Raw genomic sequence first — 15,808 nt, forward strand, 5'->3', positions numbered from 1 at the left:
GATCGGACGCATGGCGGCAATCGGGCGCACGATGCCAGGGCGGGCTCGCAATCCGGCCCGCCCCGGCGCCACGCGTCCCTCAGGCCGGCACCCGTTCCGCCTCGGGCGCCTGCCGAGCGCTTCCCCCGCCTCCCCGCGCCTCCGCGAACGCGAGCCCGGCGACCGATCCGAGCATCAACAGTGTGCCCACGAGCGTTGCCTCGCTCAGTCGTTCGCCGAGCAGTCCTACCGCGAGGACCGCAGCGCTCACTGGCTCCAGCAGCATGATCACGGAGACGGTGGCCGAGCGGACGACGGCCGCTCCCGCGAAGTACAGGGCGTAAGCGAGGGCGGTGGGGATCGCCGCGACGAACGCCAACAGGCCGACGACCAGGAGGGGTTCGGTGGTGTGCGGCACCAGCCCCTCGGTGAGGCCGAGTGGCAGCAGGCACAGGGTCGTGACGGCGAACGCCCCCACGGTGGTGGCGGACACGTCGGAACCGCCGTCACGCCCCCACCACCGGGTCAACAGCGTCATCACGCTGTACCCGGCGGCGGACGCGAGCGCGAGCACGACGCCCTCGGGCCGCACCGTCGCGCCCTCGCCGCCCAGCACCAGCACCGCGAGCCCGGCGAGCGCCCCGGCGACGGCGGCGGCGCCACCGAGTCCGAGTCGCTCGCCCATGGTCAGTCGCGCCCCCAGCGCGATGAGCACGGGACCGGCACCGAGCGTGACGACGGTGGCCACGGCGAGCCCGGTCGCCTCAACGGCGGCGAAGTACGCGGTCTGGAAGACGGCGAGCCCGACACCTGTGACGCCGATCCGCAGCAGCGTCGTACGACGACGCAGCGGTTGGACGGTGCGCGGCCGCGGCCCGGGCCGGGTCCGGGTCCGCACCAACCGGGCGGCGAGCAGCAGGACGAGTCCGCCCGCGCAGCGCCAGAAGGACAGGGCGACGGGGCCCATGTCGCTCGTCCGGTAGATGAGCGAGGCGGCCGCGCCCGCGGTGCCCCAGGCGGCACCGGCGACGGTCAGATAGAGAAGGCCTCGCCCGATGGGCAGGCCGGAAGCAGCATTCGACACGTGTTCTCTCCGCAGATACGCAGAAGTTCGGGAAGGATCCGCGTCGCGTGTCGTGCACGGAGTACATCAGGACACGTCAGAGCAGGTCAGAACACGTCAGAGCACATGGGGGCACGTCAGCGCGGAGGATCCTCGGACTTCGTCCGCGGGCAGCACCGTTCAGCCCGACCGGCGGTCGGGCGTGGATTCCGGAGGGCCCGCCTCAGGCGGCGGGAGGGGGAAGAACGAGTGCCGTCGGATGCATGATCCGCAGCCTAGGCCGCGCTGCCCCGCGCCGACAACTCCCTTTCCGCGTCGTCTCCACCACCCGCCACCGGCCCGTCCGGGACCTTGGCGGGCGTCGACGACTGGGCGATGAGGGCGCCGAGCAGCACCACCACGCCGCCGACGATCTGGGGCGCCGAAAGGTGTTCGCCGAGCAGGACCCAGGCGAGGACGGTCGCGATGACTGCTTCGAGGCAGGCCACGACACCGGCGACCTGCGGGGAGAGCCGGCGCACGGCCAGCACACCGGTGACGTACGCGGCGACGGTGGCGACGAGCACGATCCAGGCCAGCAGGAACCCGGCGGCGACCGACGTACCGTTCAGGTCCGCGGCGTCACCGAGGACCGACCAGTCCATGCCCCACGGGCGTGCCACGACCGTCAGCACGAGCGCGCCGACGAGGAGGCCGTACGCGATGACACCGAGCGGGTCCGGCGCCTCCTCGCCCGCGTCGCTGCCCTGGTCGGACAGGACGAAGTAGCCGACCTGGCAACAGGCCGCGCCGAGCGCGAGCAGCAGGCCGAGGACGTCGAAGCCCAGCCCCGACCACACCTCGACGACGCAGGCGAGCCCGCCGACGGCCAGTACGACTCCGAGGGCGGCCGCGCGCGTCACCGGCCGCCGCTGAACGAAACGCACCCAGCCGAGGACCAGGGCCGGCGCGAGGTACTCGACGAGCAGCGCGACGCCGACGGGGATACGGGAGATCGCCGCGAAGTAGCAGGCCTGCACGCCGGCCACGGCGAGCAGGCCGAACCCGGCGAGCAGCGCGGGGCGCTTGAGCAGCAGCCCACGGTGGCGTACGGCCAGCGGGAGCATCACCAGGGCGGCGCCCGCGACACGCAACCACACCACATGGAGCGGGTCCAGGCCCGCCTCGATCAACGGCTTGGCCGCGACGCCGGATCCCCCGAAGGCGACCGCCGACACGAGCGCGAGGCCCAGTCCGACGCCCCTCCCCCGGTTGCTCTCACTGCTATCGGACGTATGCACCGGCACATGATGACAGGCGATGACATGAGCGTCACCCTCAATGGCACCTGTCTCAAGGACCGGAACGACCGGAACAACCAGAGCGGCCATACGCGTCGCATGGGGAGCCGGCCCGCCCCGAGAGCCCCCTCGGCTCAGGCTTCGACGCCCCGCTCCACCGCGGCTTCCAGTCGCACCCGCAGCGCCTGAACGTCGACCCCCGCCCTCCCGAGCACCTCCACGGCCCTGGACTGGGAATCGGTGATGACGGCCGCGAGCAGGTCGATACCGTCCGGGAGTTCACGGCCTCGTCGCTCGGCGAGCGCGCATGCCTTCTCCATGGCGCCGGCCGCCACCGGCGACCAGCCGTCCTCCCTTACGGTCCGCAGGGCGCCGGAGTCCTCGACGCCGCCCTGCCAGCGCAGTCCGTAGCCGATGCTGCGCTGTACGAGATATCCGAGCAGCCGTGCGACCTGCTGACCGCTGTCGAAGGCCGCGCGCACCTCGGGGTCGGACTCCAGAAGCGCATGCAGCAGATGGGCCGTGTCGATCTGCCGGTCCCCGTCGCGAAGGGCCCTTCTGCGCGCACCGGTGACCACCACCGCCAGCGCCTCACTGATCCTGGCCTCGATGCTCGTACGGTTCAGGCCACGCTCGGCGGCCTGTTGCTGCGGAATGGGGGGTTGCACATCCCTACCTCATCAGCCTCTGCGCGTGGGGGCATCCTCGGCTGGCAGCATTTTCGCGTCCAACACAGGGTGGGCAACCGTGAGCGGAATCTCCTCCTTACGGATGACATCACGCCCTTGTTCCCCGCGCGGCGCGCGCCGCCTTGCCTTGCGCTCCGTGGGCGCCCACGGGCCACCCATGGGCGACGGCGGGCCCAGAAGGACACCTCGACCTTTTCTGACGGTTCATCAGTATTGAATGTTCCAGACCCTGCGGCTACGTTCCGCGACACCGTAGCTGCGCCCGGCGCAGCGCCCGACGCGAAGAGGTGGTCGCATGGCCGAAGTCAGCGCGGAAGCACGCATCGAGGCGCCTGCCGAGAAGGTCTGGGCGCAGCTCACGGACTTCTCCTCCTACGGGGAGTGGAACTCCACCCACACCAGCTTCCCCAAGGGCGGCCCAGAGACCCTGGAGGTCGGTGGCACCTTCGAGGAGCACATGAAGCTCATGGGCTTCCCCGCTGAAGTCGAGTGGACCATCGAGGAACTGGAGCCCGCTCGCACCCTGGCGATCCGCGGCAAGGGTCCCATGGCCGTGACGGTCGCCACCCGCTACACGCTCACCCCTGACGGCGAGGGCACGACGGTTCGCATCGACGGGGAGTTCACGGGCGCCGCCGTCTCGCTGATGGCGGGCAAGCTGATGGACTCGGCGACGGCGGCCCTCAGTGAATCCCTGCGCAAGCTGGCCGGCTTGGTGACATAGAGGCACCTCCTCGCATGCTTGAGGGGGTACTTCGATGGCGAAGTACCCCCTGGCGCGGGCCGTCGGGCCATGCGACCACCAGACCCCCAGCCGTCATACCGTCAGTCCTCGTCGGCGAGGATCAGGTACATCTTCTTCCGGGCTTCGTTGATGACGGACAGCGCCTTCTCGCGCTGCTCCTTGCTGCCGGTCTTCCAGACCTGCCCGAACGCCTCCATCAGACCGAAGCCGGCCTGCCGGATGTCGTTCAGCGCCTCCCAGTCGACCCCACGCCCTGCCTCTTCCCAGGGCGCGTCGGGGCCCTCGTCGGCCGCGGCGCGGCCAGGCTCGGTGAGCGAGAACAGCTTCTTCCCCCCCTCGGTCGCGCTGCTGATCAGACCTTCGTCCTCCAGCATCTGAAGGGTGGGGTACACCGAGCCGGGACTGGGCTTCCACGCCCCGCCGCTGCGCTCGGCGATCTCCTGGATCATCTCGTAGCCGTGCATGGGCCGGTCCTTCAGCAGAGCCAGGATCGACGCGCGCACGTCGCCGCGCCGCGCCCTGCCTCGTGGCCCGCCCCGGCCTCCGCGTCCACCCCAGGGCCCCGGGCCGAAGCCCGGCCCGAAGGGACCGAAGGCGGCACGCCGCCCCTCGAAACCACCCTGCCCGCGAGGGCCGGGTCCGCCGTGGCGACGTCCAGGACCAGGTCCGAAGCCCGGTCCGAATTCCTCTCCATGGGAACGCATCGCAATCACTCCATTCGATCGTTGATCTGTCGCGATGCGTCAACGATATATCGGAACTGTTCGACTGACAAGCCCCCAGCGAGCACGTGAGTGACTGTCCCTACAGCACGCGCCGGCCGGTGCTGCACGAAGCCATCGTCGGCGTCACCGCCCACGACCTGATCGGACCGGCTCCGGCGATTGGCTACGGCCGGGCACTTCGCATGCTCCGGCGCCCGGAGAGCTCGACGGTGCTCGGCAGCGCCGAGTACGGGATGGCCATGACGCGGTCCAGTGCGTGCGCCTTCACAGCAGCCGGTCCACATCAGGGTGACGGAGGCGTGACCCGCGATCCCGTGCCTCAGCCGAGCGCGGGAAGCGGGGTCACGAAGTGCCTCCGACTTGTTCGGGCTGGGCTGTGCCGAGGATGTGGGTGGCGGTGGGCGAGGGCAAGCGGATGTCGGGGAAGGCGAACTGCTCCACCTCGGTGAGGCGGAACCCGGCTGCGGCGATCGCGGCCCGGGTGTCGCGGCCGACGTGGCACCCGCCCATCAGCAGGGGCCAGACGGTCGCGTCCAGGACCCGCTGCACGCGCCGCATCGCGGGCGAGTCGGCGCGTACGTGCTCGAAGAAGCGGAGTTGTCCGCCCGGCCGAAGCACCCGGTGGACCTCGCCGAGTGAGGCATGCGGGTCGGCGACCGAGCACAGGGTCAGGCAGACGACGGCAGCGTCAAACGAGGCGTCCTCGGCAGGCAGTTGCTCGGCCCGGCCGTCCACCACCTCCACGGGAACGGCAACGGAGCGGGCGCTCTGCGCGGCCAACTCGCGCAGGTGGGGCTCGGGTTCCACCGCAAGGAGCCGGGTCACTGTGCCCGGGTAGTGAGGAAAGTTCAGCCCGTTGCCCGCACCGATCTCGATGATCTCGCCGGACAGGCCCGCCAGCAGTCGCTTGCGGTGTTCCGTGACGCCCGCCCTCTCCAGAGCTGGACCGGCGACCTTGCTGTAAAAGCGGGCGAAGACCGGACGCGACCGGACTGGTGGCCTCATCTGCTGGGGCATCGCTTGTCACCAACTCTTCTCTACGGGGCCCACAGCGTCGTGGGGCATGGCCTGGCTCAGCACGCGGGTTCGCCGCCCGGGTGTCAGCCCACGGTGAGCGGCCCTTCATGTCCGAGTGGATCGTGCAAGGCGGGGACTGCGTGGCCAGGCACTGTCGGTGGTCGGCGGTTGCATTCAGGTTCGCTCTCACTGGCAGTGCTTGGACGGGTCGTACCGCCGTCTGCTTCGCCGGCTCACCCGAGTGGACGTGGGGTCGTGTGTCCGGGTGGCGGGTTGCTTGAAAGCGGTGGCGGTGCGGCGGAAGACAATGGCTGCGGCAAGGGTGAGTTCCGCCGACGCAGCCATGGCGGAGCCAGGATCAGTACGCCGATCCCGATGGCTACGGCGGCGCTCATGGCGTTCTCCTCGCCGTGCCGTGGACGGCCGGTATCCGGCCGGTCAGGCCCGACCGGATCCGGGATGCTGGTGCTGGTCGTGCTTGTGCAGCGGGTCGTCGTCCCGGTCGTCGCGGCTGTGACCGCCGTGCATGTCCTGACCGTGCATGCTCTTCATCATGAAGAACATCATCAGCGGGCAGGCAGCCACGAGCGCGAGCCAGACGAAGCTCTCGAGCGAGGCGCCGACTATCAGGGCTCCGACGACGATCGCGGCGGCGAGCGCGTACATCCCGTAGTTGCGCTGGTTCATCGCGAGCCTCCTTCAGCGGAGGACAGAGGCCGCAGCCAGGCGCGGCCGTCAGGGCTTGGTGAGAGGGTCGGCGTGCAGGGCGTTCAGGCGGCGCCGGTACTCCTCTTCGTCGATCTCCCCGCGGGCGAACCGCTCCCCGAGGACCTGCTCGGGTGTCTGCGGCGCGCCGGGGGTGTGGGTGTGCTCGTGGGGGCGGTTGAGGGCGCGGAAAAGCAGGACAGCCGCAGTGATGATCAGCGCCCAGAACACGATCATGCTGGCGGACATCGCGAACCAGCCCCATCCACTGACGTCGTGGCCGTACCAGAACATCGCCATTCACCTGCCTTGCATCGGTCCGGCGATCGGGTGCGGACCCGGAAGTCCGGCGCCCCTAAGGAGCCTGTGTCCTCATATGCATCGTGCCTCTCCCGGGGAGCGACGCGCTGGGGCCGGATGGTCCCGACCGAGTGGGACGTTCAGCCCCTACCAGGTAGTGGTAGCCGGGCGGAGGCTTGAAGGAGCGAGCCGGAAGGGGGCGCGCTGCGATGGGTGCCGTCGAGGTCGTCGTTGTCCTGGCCGCCGCAGGACTGATCACCGCGCTGGGCTGGTTCTTCTTCGGCCCTCGCCGGGCGGGTGCCGCCCGGCTGGAAGGCGGAGTGCAGCAGGTGGAGGTGACAGTGCGGGGCGGCTACAACCCCAGCCTCATCAAGGTCCGCCAGGGCACGCCGGTGGAGCTGGTCTTCGACCGGCAGGAGTCCGGGGAGTGCGCGTCCCGGGTGGTCTTCCCCGAACTCAAGGTCGGCGCGGGACTGCCCGCCCACACGCGTACGACGGTGCGGCTCTCCCCGGACCGGCCGGGGTCCTTCGGCTTCGCCTGCGGCATGAACATGATCCACGGCACACTCCTCGTCGAACCCGCCGACGGCCGCTCATCGGTCCCTCCCGCTTCCCCCGACGGCCATGGCACCGCCGCCGCGCCGGCGGCTCCGGCGGCTCCGGCGGCTCCGGCGGGCGGGGAGGAGACGGGGTCTGCCGAGGCGGAGGCCGCGGATGCCGCCGAGCGGCTGGCGGAGATCAAGGACCTGACCCGCCGGGTAGCCGTGGGCACGGTACTCACCGCCCCGGTGCTGTTCGCCGTGATGGCGCACGAACTCTTCGGCGCCGACTGGGTCCCGGGGTGGATGCTCAACCACTGGCTGCAACTGGCGCTCATCACCCCGGTGATGCTCTACACCGGCAGGCCCATCCATGTGACGGGCTGGCTGACCCTGCGCCGCCGCGCCGCGGACATGAACAGCCTCATCACCCTCGGCACCACCGCCGCCTACGGCTACAGCCTCCTGGTCACCCTCGCCCCCGCCCTGCTGCCGGAAGACGTGCGCGAGGTCTACTACGAAGCCGTCGGTGTCATCCTCACCCTCATCCTGCTCGGGCGGCTGCTGGAGGCCCGCGCCAAGGCCGGCACCGGCGAGGCCATCCGCGCCCTGCTGGGCCTGCAGGCCCGCACCGCCCGCGTCGTGCGTGACGGCACCGAGACCGAGATCCCCGTCGAAGACGTGGCTGTCGGCGATGAGGTGGTCATCCGGCCCGGCGAGAAGGTCCCCGTCGACGCCGAAGTCCTCTCCGGCTCCTCCGCGGTGGACGAGTCCATGGTGACCGGCGAACCCATGCCGGTCACCAAGCACACCGGGGACACGGTCATCGGCGCCACCGTCAACGGCACCGGATCCTTGCGGGTACGGGCGGCCAAGGTCGGCGCCGACACCATGCTGGCCCAGATCATCCGCCTCGTGCAGCAGGCCCAGGCGTCCAAAGCACCCATCCAGCGGCTCGCGCCCGCGGTGATCGCCATCGCGATGGGCACCTTCGCCATCTGGTTCACCCTCGGTCCCTCCCCCGCGCTGACGCTGGCCCTGGTCTCCGCGGTCGCGGTCCTGATCATCGCCTGCCCGTGCGCCCTCGGTCTGGCCACCCCACTGTCGGTGATGGTCGGCACCGGCAAGGGCGCCCAGGCCGGCATCCTGATCCGCTCCGCCGAGGCCCTGGAGACCGCGCAGAAACTGGACACCGTGGTGCTGGACAAGACCGGCACCGTCACCGAGGGCAAACCCGTCCTGACCGACGTCCACCCGGCCGACGGCATCGACGAAGCGCAGCTGCTGCGGCTGGTGGCGGCAGCCGAGGCCGACAGCGAGCACCCCTTGGCACAGGCCATCGTTACGGGCACCCGCGACCATGGTCTGTCGTGGCCGGCCGCGACCGGCTTCAACTCGGTCACCGGCAAAGGCGTCCAGGCCACCGCGGACGGGCACGCCGTCCTGGTCGGCACCGCCCGGCTGTTGGGAGACGTCGTCATCGACACCACAACCCTGGAGCTCGTCGCCTCCGACCTGTCGGCCCAGGGCAAGACCCCCGTCCTCGCCGCCGTCGACGGACGCCCTGCCGGGGTGCTGGCTGTCGCCGACACCGTCAAGGACGATTCCGCCGCCGCCATCGCCGCACTCAAGCGCCTGGGCATCCAAGTCGTCATCATCACCGGCGACAACGCCCGTACCGCCGCCGCGATCGCCGCCCAGGTCGGCGTCACCCGGGTACTGGCCGAGGTGCTCCCGGAACACAAGGCGGACGAGATCCGCCGCCTGCAGGACGAGGGCCGCACCGTGGGCATGGTCGGCGACGGCATCAACGACGCCCCCGCCCTGGCCGCCGCCGATGTCGGCCTGGCGATCGGCACCGGCACCGATGTAGCCATCGAGGCCGCCGACATCACCCTCATCTCCGGCTCCCTGACCGGCGTCGTCACCGCCATCCGGCTGTCGCGGGCCACGATGCGCAACATCCGGCAGAACCTGTTCTTCGCCCTGGTCTACAACGCCGTCGGCGTCCCTCTCGCCGCCGGCGCCCTGTACCCGCTGTGGGGCATCCGCCTCAGCCCGATCATCGCCGCCGCCGCGATGGCCCTTTCTTCCCTGTCTGTGGTGGCCAACGCCTCCCGCCTGCGCCGCTGGCACACCAGCCCGCTGCCGCCGGGCACACCGGAATCCGTCACACCCCGGGTGGAGTCCCCAGCCAACCGGGACAAGGCCCAGCCCGCCGCGGCCGACGACGGACGACAGACTTGAGCAGCACGATCAGCGCCGCGACGAACCCACGTACAGCAGTCGGAGCTGGAACATGGTGACCAGCATCCGGTTGGTGAGCTGCCGGTCGGGCTCGAAGCGGCTGCGCATCGCCATCACCCCGGGATCAGGCCCTCGTCGGAGAGCAGCTCCCGAACCTGCGTGAGGCTGGTGTCCTCGTCGGGCAGGACCAGGTCGGACGGCGTGATCGTCTCATCCGGCAGGGGCGTGCCCAGACTGCGCACCGCGTCCAGCAGGGCCGCCAGGGCGGTGGCGAACGCCGTCTCCTCGCCCGCGTCGGCTGCCGACTGAAGGGCGGCATCCAGCTCGTTGAGCCGGTCGAGGTGTTCGTCGGTGATCTTGTACTGGCCCTCGCCGAGAATCCGCATGATCATGATGTCGTCTCCTCGTCCGTCGGGCCCCGCTCGGCGCCCTTGGCTTCGACGGCCGGCGGGGTATCGGACGCCGGGAGCTGGGCCTTCATCCGGGCCAGTTCCCTGTCCACGTCCTGGCCCTCGGTGACACGCTCGAGTTCGGCCTGGATGTCGTCGCGGCCTGCGGGGAGGGTGGCGTCCTCCAGGGCGCCGGAGGCGAGCAGTTCGTCCAGTGCTCCGGCGCGGGCCTGCAGTTGTTCGGTCTTGTCCTCGGCGCGCTGCATGGCCAGGCCGACATCGCCCATCTCCTCGCCGATGCCGGTGACGGCCTCGGTGATGCGGGTCTGGGCCTCGGCCGCGGTGTAGCGGGCCTTGATGGTTTCCTTGCTGGTGCGGAAGGTGTCCACCTTCGCTTGCAGGCGTTGCGAGGCGACGGTGAGTTTCTCCTCCTCGGCCTGCAGCGATGCCTGCTGGGTCTGGAGGTCCGTGAGCTGGGAGGCCACGGCGGTGCGCCGGCTCAGGGCTTCGCGGGCGAGGTCCTCGCGTCCGGCGGCAAGCGCCTTCTGGGCCTGTCCCTCCAGCTTGCCGCTGGACTGGCGCAACTGGTTGATCTGCAGGTCGACGCGCTTGCGGCTGGTGGCCACGTCCGCCACACCACGTCGTACCTTCTGCAGCATCTCCTGCTGCTGGGTATAGGAGTAGTCCAGGACTTCTCGCGGGTCTTCCGCCCGGTCCAGGGCCTTGTTCGCCTTGGTCCGGAACAGGGTGGCTATGCGATGGGTGATGCTGGTCATAGTGGCCTGCCTCCTCTCGACAGGGGTGAGGAATCAGCCAGGCCATGCCTCGTCCGCGGGACATCTCCAGGCTCCGGCGGCGTGGTCCGGGCCGCAACCTCGCTCGTGGCTTCCCGGTCCTTCCCCCGCGGCCGGTGACGGCGCGGGACCGCACATGGGCTCATGGACGACGGCCCTGGAGAACCACAGCCCACTCGACGGAGTGCTGCCCAAGCAGTCAGCAAGTGTGACCCGACCTCCTGGCTCCGCCTTATTCGATGTCGAGCACCTCACGCACGGGCCGACGCGGCGTCTCGGGGCCCGAGGGCCCGTAGCCGAACCTGAGCACGATCTGTACGAATCCCATGGCCGACTGCGGGTCGCGGACGGCCCAGCGGAGTTCCGGCCATTCCAGGGCGTGGGAGGTGAGTGAGGTGGACAGCCCGTCCAGGGTGGCCTGGAGCAGGACACGCTCCAGTGCCTGGCCCGCCTGCAGCCAGTCCCTCGGCCGGTCATCGGCGGTGCCGAGGAGGGCGAGCTGGGGCGCGTTCTCAAACGTGGCAGCGTCGCGACCGGGCACGCGGCGCCTGCCGGCGAAGTCGCGCACTGGAGCCTTGCCGTCGCGCTTGCGTGGGCCGAAGGCGTAGTCCGGGATCCCCTCGGTCGCCGTCTCCGTGACATCGGCGCCGACACGGGTCCAGTGCCTGAGCTCCTCGGAGGCGGTGGGGTCCAGTGCGTCGCGCCCCTCCGCGTCGTAGACCAGGTCCAGCAGCGTCTGCACATGCCATGCGCCAGGGAAGATGAGCCGGGCCCCCTCCAGGAGGGCGGCGGCACTCAGGGCGTCCTTGATGGCTTGAGGTATCTCCTCGTCCGTGAACGGGTGACGACTGGTGCGGCGCCGGTGGATCGCCGGGTACAGCGGGGCTAGGTCGCTCTCGGGGGACACGGGAGTGGTCAACCGGACCATTGCGAGCAGCTGCGGGTCCGCGGCATGGGGTAGCAGTTCGGTGGCCGGCTCCCAGCCCGCATGAGCCGCGGCGACGCGCAGATTGAACAGGGCGGCGGCACAACCCAGGTGGAGGGCACGGGTGGTGGGGTCGGCACGCGGCATGGCGCGCTCGAGGTCGGAGCGTACTTGGACGATGCCGCTGTCCCGGACGAAGCGGAACTTCCACGGCTGCGCGTTGTGCATGGACGGAGCGGCGGTGGCGTCTCGGACGAGCCCCGTCACGGTGTTCGCATCGAGCGCTTCTTCCGCCACGGCCACCCTCCTGGTGGACCCGACAGACCCCCTGCACCTCCTGCGCCGGCGGTCTGCCTCTCACGATAGCCCCAGCACACAACTGCCGCCGCTCAGCCCGCCGACGGCCGTCCGTCCAGCCCCGGTCCTGACGCGCGGGAGAGCGGAAACTGCATGGGTGTGCGTCCCGGTACCGATAGAGTCACTTTGATCCTTTTCGCACCTTTATTACCGCTTCATCGCAGCGCGGTCGTCTTCGGAAGGCAGGCCCATGGCAGCACTGGTCCCGGGCAGTGAACAGGCGATTGCCCTGAGCTTCACCGACCGAGAATGGTGGACCGTCATCCACGGCATGGGGCTCGGCGCCATGTTCCTGCTCGCCTTCGCCGGCGGGCTTGCCGAGTTGTACAGCCTCAAACCTGCGTTGATGACACGCGAAGGCGTGGTGAAGCGGATGCGGCGGGTCAGGATCGGCGTCACCGCCATGGCGGTGGCGGCGTGGGCGACGGTGATCACCGGGACCTGGGTCGTCTACCCCTGGTACCGGGAGAAGATCCCGACCAGCGCCAGGTCGCAGTTGCTCGCCGACCCCGACACGGCGGACTGGCACGAGTTCGGCATGGAGTGGAAGGAGCACATCGCCTGGCTCAGCCCGATTCTGGCCACGGCTGTCGTCTTCATCGTCTGGTACTACGGCCCGGGCCTGATCCGGCACAACCGGGTTCGGCACACCACCATCGGCTTGTTCGTCCTCGCCTTCGTCTTCGCCGCGATCGCGGGGGCACTCGGCGCGTTCATCACCAAGGTCGCGCCGGTCCAGTAACACCAGGTACGAAGGGAGGCCGAAGACGCAATGGAACCCAGGAACGAGGCAAACCCCTCCGCAGGGAGAGGGCAGGACGAATTTCCCCTCAGTGAAAAGGTGGAGGGACCGATCTCGGCGGCGATCATCGCGGCGGGCATCGGCGCCACCGCGCTCGGTCTGCTGACCACGCTTGCCGAGGCCAGCACGGGTGTGCACGACGCTCTGGAGTGGAGTGCCTCGGTCGGTCCGCTCTCCGGCAAGACCACGTTGGCTGTGGTGGTCTGGCTGCTGGCGTGGGCGGTGCTGCACATGGTGCTGCGCAACAAGCCGTACGAGACCGTGCGTGCCCTCGTCATCAGCTCGGTACTCATCGCCCTGGGGGTACTTGGCACCTTCCCGGAATTCTTCCAGCTCTTCAGCTGAGGCGCGCATATCGGCCGTCCCTCGTGATGCCAAGGTGTACGCCTACCGCGCCGCGGTCCGCGGGCCGATCGGGCGGCGCTTCGTTGGTGACTGGCGCAGCGGGCCGTGGTCTCCCATCGCGTTCCCGCTCCCACAGGACCACGGTGTTCACCGTCTCGTCCTTCACGCAGTCCGCCCAGGGCCGAGATGACGCGCGTCACCGTCCCCGCGCACCTAGGGGTGCCTGGACACCTGCTCCGCAGCCGCGCTGACGGCTCGGAGCGCCCCTCGCAGAACGACGCCGATACCGGGGGAGACGAGCGTCCAGTAGCGGCCGAAGCGGGCGGCGGATGCCGGGTCCGTGCAGGCGGTACGCGCCTCGTAGGTGAGCAGGGATCGCCGGTTGCCGTACGGATGGACCACGAAGGCGGCCGCCATCTTCGCCCAGCCGGCCTCGTCGAACGACGTGAAATGCTCCGGTTCGACCCTCCGCCACTCGATGGAGGCCCGCCACGGCTTCCCGACCGCACCGAAGACGAGCTCGCGTCCGGGATTCTCGCCCAGCGCCACCCAGGGCTGACGTTCCCAGGCTTCACCGGCGGTGTCGAACAGGTCGGCCACCCGCAGGGACGGCGGGGTCGGCATGGACCGGCCGCGGAGCCGTTCAGGCAGTCCGCGCGCCCACACTGCCGCGTTGAGAAGCGGGGCGTGGATGGTGAGCAGGTCCAGCCCGCGCGCGGCCTCGTAGGCGACGGGCGGTGCTGCGGCGAGCGCCACGCATTCGAGGCGGGAGAACCCGAACTCGGGCAGCGCACCGTCCAGCAGCAGCGGTTCCCCGGCGAGATCGACGGTCGAGTCGGCATTCATCGGAGCCTCCCGGGAGCACGTGGTCACGCGGCCCGGGCGAGCCGCGCGCGCAGGTTGTGGAACTGGCGGGTCTGCATGATGAGGTGGGCGGGTTCCCAGAACAACAAATCAATCGGCCTCGTGAGCACGCGCGGGCGGCTTCGACCGTGCGTGCGGAACAAGGCGGGTGTCCGCGCCGGCCGGTTCGAGGTGGAAGCCCCAGACCGAACTGACGAACGCGACAGGCGGCGGGCCATGGAACGCGTCGAACGGGCTGCCGGACGGCAGTCGCGTGTCGGCCCGCAGCACCAGGGTCCGTTCCGGTACGAGTACCGCGACGGTGAACCAGGCGCGGCCGCTGGGCACCGAGGCAAGCCGCTGTCCCGGCTCCAGGCCCTGCCACTGGGGGACGATGCGATCAGCGCTCGGCCGCCCACCGTTGTCCAGCCGGTCCCAGCTGTACCAGCCGCCGCGGTCACAGCCCATCTGCGCCAGCCACGGCCAGACCTCCGACGGCGGCGCGGGCAGGGTGGTGGCCATGGTCGAGCTACTGCCGGCATCCGGGATGAGCTCATCCCCGGGAAAGGAACGCGCAGCCTCTTCGTGAGTCGCGCCCCAGGTCAGCACCCTCGGCCGCAGGACCAGGCCGTGCAGCACCAGAGCGACCGCTGCGGAAGCGACGGCCCGGGCCTTGGACGCGGGAGTCATGGGGACGCACACCTCGCCAGGTGCCCGGTCACCGGGCCGGGGTCAGGACGGTCGGTGGGCCTGCGGTGACACCACCGTCCAAGACGAACTCCACGCCGGTCGAGAAGGTGGCGTCGGCGACGATGAAGAGCACCATACGGGCGACCTCCTCGGGCTCACCGAACCGCGGGAGGGGCTGTCCGGCTGTGAACGAGTCGTCGAAGTCGGCCGTCATCGCGGTGCGCACCGCACCGGGGTGGACCGAACAGACACGGATCCCGTCCGGGGCCAATTCCAGGGCCGCGGCCTTGGTCAGCCCGCGCAGTCCCCACTTGCTGGCCACATACGATCCGATGCCGGCATAACCGGTGATGCCGGCGATGGAGGAGATGTTCACGATCACGCCTCCGCCGGCCCGGCGAAGAGAGGGTGCCGCCGTACGCGTACCCAGCCAGGCGCCTTGGAGGTTGACGTCGATGACCCGCCGGAAGGATTCGAGGGTCTGTTCCTCGATGGTTCCCCACGCAAGGATGCCGGCGTTGTTGACCAGCACCGAGACAGGGCCCAGATCCCGCTCCGTCTCTGCCACCACCGTCTGCCAGCCGTCCTCGGTGCTGACGTCCAGGTGCGCGTAGTGGGCCGGGCCACCGAGTTCCGCCGCCAGCTTCTCCCCTCGGCATCGAGGACGTCGGCGACCACCACGGCCGCGCCCTCGGCCGCGAACAGACGTGCCACAGCGGCGCCGATCCCTCTGGCTCCACCGGTGACGATCACCACCCGCCCGTTGAGACGTCCCATCATGACCTCCTGAACCAATGCCTCGACGAAGATCCGTAAGAGCATCGACCGCGACCGACTCGACGGGACGGCATGACGGCATGACATGTTCGGATTCAAGGGCCGCAGGTCGGCGGCCGACGGGTCGGTCAGGGGGCCGCGCAAATGGCCTCGACGAAATGGCCCACCTGGTCCTCGGGCAGGTGACGGGCGAGGTCCGCCTCGCTGATCATGCCGACGAGGCGCTGGTTGTCGATGACCGGCAGCCGGCGGATCTTGTGCTCTTCCATGGCCTGAAGGACTTGGCCGGCATCAGCTTGGGCGTCGATCGTGATCGGCTTGCCCTGCTCCAGCTGGCCCGCGGTCACGGTCCTGGGGTCCTTGCCCTTGGCGAGACACTTCACCACGATGTCTCGGTCCGTGATGATCCCGTGGAGCCGGTCATCCTCGCCACAGATCGGGAGGGCTCCGACGTCCAGTTCCTTCATCCTGCGCGCCGCGTCCTGAAGCGTCTCGTTCTCCTGGATGCAGGTGGCGCCGGTGTGCATGATCTCCCGGGCAGTGGTCATAGTCGTCTCCTTCGAGCGTCGCTGTCCACGCGGGTAGGGCCCATAGGGC

17 protein-coding genes and 1 pseudogene are annotated in these 15,808 nt (G+C 70.0%); 4 read left to right on the forward strand and 14 right to left on the reverse strand.

Annotation, left to right across the window (positions count from 1 at the left end; all coding sequences use genetic code 11):
* Positions 1-79: 79 nt before the first annotated feature.
* From FGD71_RS45505 to FGD71_RS45515, 3 genes are all read right to left on the reverse strand, one after another.
* Positions 80-1,063 (reverse strand): DMT family transporter, encoded by a 984-nt coding sequence (locus FGD71_RS45505; protein WP_119106501.1) that lies wholly within the window; start codon positions 1,061-1,063, stop codon positions 80-82.
* Positions 1,064-1,317: 254 nt separating this feature from the next.
* Positions 1,318-2,328, reverse strand: a complete 1,011-nt coding sequence (locus FGD71_RS45510; protein WP_119106502.1) for an EamA family transporter — start codon at positions 2,326-2,328, stop codon at positions 1,318-1,320.
* A gap of 128 nt (positions 2,329-2,456) precedes the next feature.
* Positions 2,457-2,990, reverse strand: a complete 534-nt coding sequence (locus tag FGD71_RS45515; RefSeq protein ID WP_119106503.1) for a Clp protease N-terminal domain-containing protein — start codon at positions 2,988-2,990, stop codon at positions 2,457-2,459.
* Between the two features lie 316 nt (positions 2,991-3,306).
* Here FGD71_RS45515 and FGD71_RS45520 point away from each other — a divergent pair, with 316 nt between their 5' ends.
* A complete protein-coding gene (locus tag FGD71_RS45520) occupies positions 3,307-3,735 on the forward strand; it encodes a type II toxin-antitoxin system Rv0910 family toxin (protein ID WP_119106504.1) in 429 nt (142 codons plus the stop codon).
* A gap of 101 nt (positions 3,736-3,836) precedes the next feature.
* Here the strand turns inward: FGD71_RS45520 and FGD71_RS45525 are convergent, their stop codons facing one another.
* The 4 genes from FGD71_RS45525 to FGD71_RS45545 form a co-directional block, all read right to left on the reverse strand.
* On the reverse strand, positions 3,837-4,460 hold the full coding sequence (locus tag FGD71_RS45525; RefSeq protein WP_119106505.1) for a PadR family transcriptional regulator: 624 nt from the start codon (positions 4,458-4,460) through the stop codon (positions 3,837-3,839).
* Between the two features lie 363 nt (positions 4,461-4,823).
* Positions 4,824-5,486: a class I SAM-dependent methyltransferase gene (locus FGD71_RS45535; protein WP_119106540.1), complete on the reverse strand. Its 663-nt coding sequence runs from the start codon at positions 5,484-5,486 to the stop codon at positions 4,824-4,826.
* A gap of 450 nt (positions 5,487-5,936) precedes the next feature.
* The gene (locus FGD71_RS45540; RefSeq protein WP_119106506.1) at positions 5,937-6,185 is read right to left on the reverse strand and encodes a DUF2933 domain-containing protein; all 249 of its coding nucleotides are present in this window, start codon (positions 6,183-6,185) and stop codon (positions 5,937-5,939) included.
* Positions 6,186-6,233: 48 nt separating this feature from the next.
* Complete coding sequence (locus tag FGD71_RS45545; RefSeq protein WP_119106507.1) at positions 6,234-6,497, reverse strand: SHOCT domain-containing protein; 264 nt, start codon at positions 6,495-6,497, stop codon at positions 6,234-6,236.
* Between the two features lie 215 nt (positions 6,498-6,712).
* On the opposite strand from FGD71_RS45545, the gene FGD71_RS45550 reads away from it, so the two are divergent.
* Positions 6,713-9,289 carry a heavy metal translocating P-type ATPase gene (locus tag FGD71_RS45550; protein WP_119106508.1) on the forward strand — a complete coding sequence of 859 codons (2,577 nt, stop codon included), beginning with the start codon at positions 6,713-6,715 and terminating at the stop codon, positions 9,287-9,289.
* 113 nt (positions 9,290-9,402) lie between these two features.
* Here FGD71_RS45550 and pspAA read toward each other — a convergent pair whose 3' ends face one another.
* From pspAA to FGD71_RS45570, 3 genes are all read right to left on the reverse strand, one after another.
* Entirely contained in the window at positions 9,403-9,681 is a 279-nt protein-coding gene (pspAA, locus tag FGD71_RS45560; protein ID WP_119106509.1) for a PspA-associated protein PspAA, read from the reverse strand.
* Positions 9,678-10,454: a PspA/IM30 family protein gene (locus tag FGD71_RS45565; RefSeq protein WP_119106510.1), complete on the reverse strand. Its 777-nt coding sequence runs from the start codon at positions 10,452-10,454 to the stop codon at positions 9,678-9,680. The genes pspAA and FGD71_RS45565 overlap by 4 nt, the downstream gene beginning before the upstream one ends.
* 250 nt (positions 10,455-10,704) lie before the next feature.
* Positions 10,705-11,694: an Acg family FMN-binding oxidoreductase gene (locus FGD71_RS45570; protein ID WP_119106511.1), complete on the reverse strand. Its 990-nt coding sequence runs from the start codon at positions 11,692-11,694 to the stop codon at positions 10,705-10,707.
* A 250-nt stretch (positions 11,695-11,944) separates the two neighbouring features.
* On the opposite strand from FGD71_RS45570, the gene FGD71_RS45575 reads away from it, so the two are divergent.
* Both FGD71_RS45575 and FGD71_RS45580 read left to right on the forward strand, forming a co-directional pair.
* The gene (locus FGD71_RS45575; protein WP_119106512.1) at positions 11,945-12,496 is read left to right on the forward strand and encodes a hypothetical protein; all 552 of its coding nucleotides are present in this window, start codon (positions 11,945-11,947) and stop codon (positions 12,494-12,496) included.
* Positions 12,497-12,595: 99 nt separating this feature from the next.
* On the forward strand, positions 12,596-12,901 hold the full coding sequence (locus FGD71_RS45580; RefSeq protein ID WP_119106513.1) for a hypothetical protein: 306 nt from the start codon (positions 12,596-12,598) through the stop codon (positions 12,899-12,901).
* 213 nt (positions 12,902-13,114) lie between these two features.
* Here the strand turns inward: FGD71_RS45580 and FGD71_RS45585 are convergent, their stop codons facing one another.
* The 4 genes and pseudogenes from FGD71_RS45585 to FGD71_RS45600 all read right to left on the reverse strand — a co-directional run bounded on the left by FGD71_RS45585 (position 13,115) and on the right by FGD71_RS45600 (position 15,759).
* Positions 13,115-13,747 (reverse strand): hypothetical protein, encoded by a 633-nt coding sequence (locus FGD71_RS45585; RefSeq protein WP_119106514.1) that lies wholly within the window; start codon positions 13,745-13,747, stop codon positions 13,115-13,117.
* Between the two features lie 108 nt (positions 13,748-13,855).
* On the reverse strand, positions 13,856-14,434 hold the full coding sequence (locus FGD71_RS45590; protein ID WP_240437082.1) for a hypothetical protein: 579 nt from the start codon (positions 14,432-14,434) through the stop codon (positions 13,856-13,858).
* 28 nt (positions 14,435-14,462) lie between these two features.
* Positions 14,463-15,211 (reverse strand): annotated as a pseudogene (locus FGD71_RS45595) (glucose 1-dehydrogenase).
* A gap of 128 nt (positions 15,212-15,339) precedes the next feature.
* Positions 15,340-15,759, reverse strand: coding sequence for a CBS domain-containing protein (locus tag FGD71_RS45600; protein WP_119106515.1), 420 nt, complete (start codon positions 15,757-15,759; stop codon positions 15,340-15,342).
* Positions 15,760-15,808 lie beyond the last annotated feature (49 nt).

The sequence above is a fragment of the Streptomyces sporangiiformans genome (assembly GCF_005768555.2).
GTDB classification, from domain to species: Bacteria; Actinomycetota; Actinomycetes; order Streptomycetales; family Streptomycetaceae; genus Streptomyces; species Streptomyces sporangiiformans.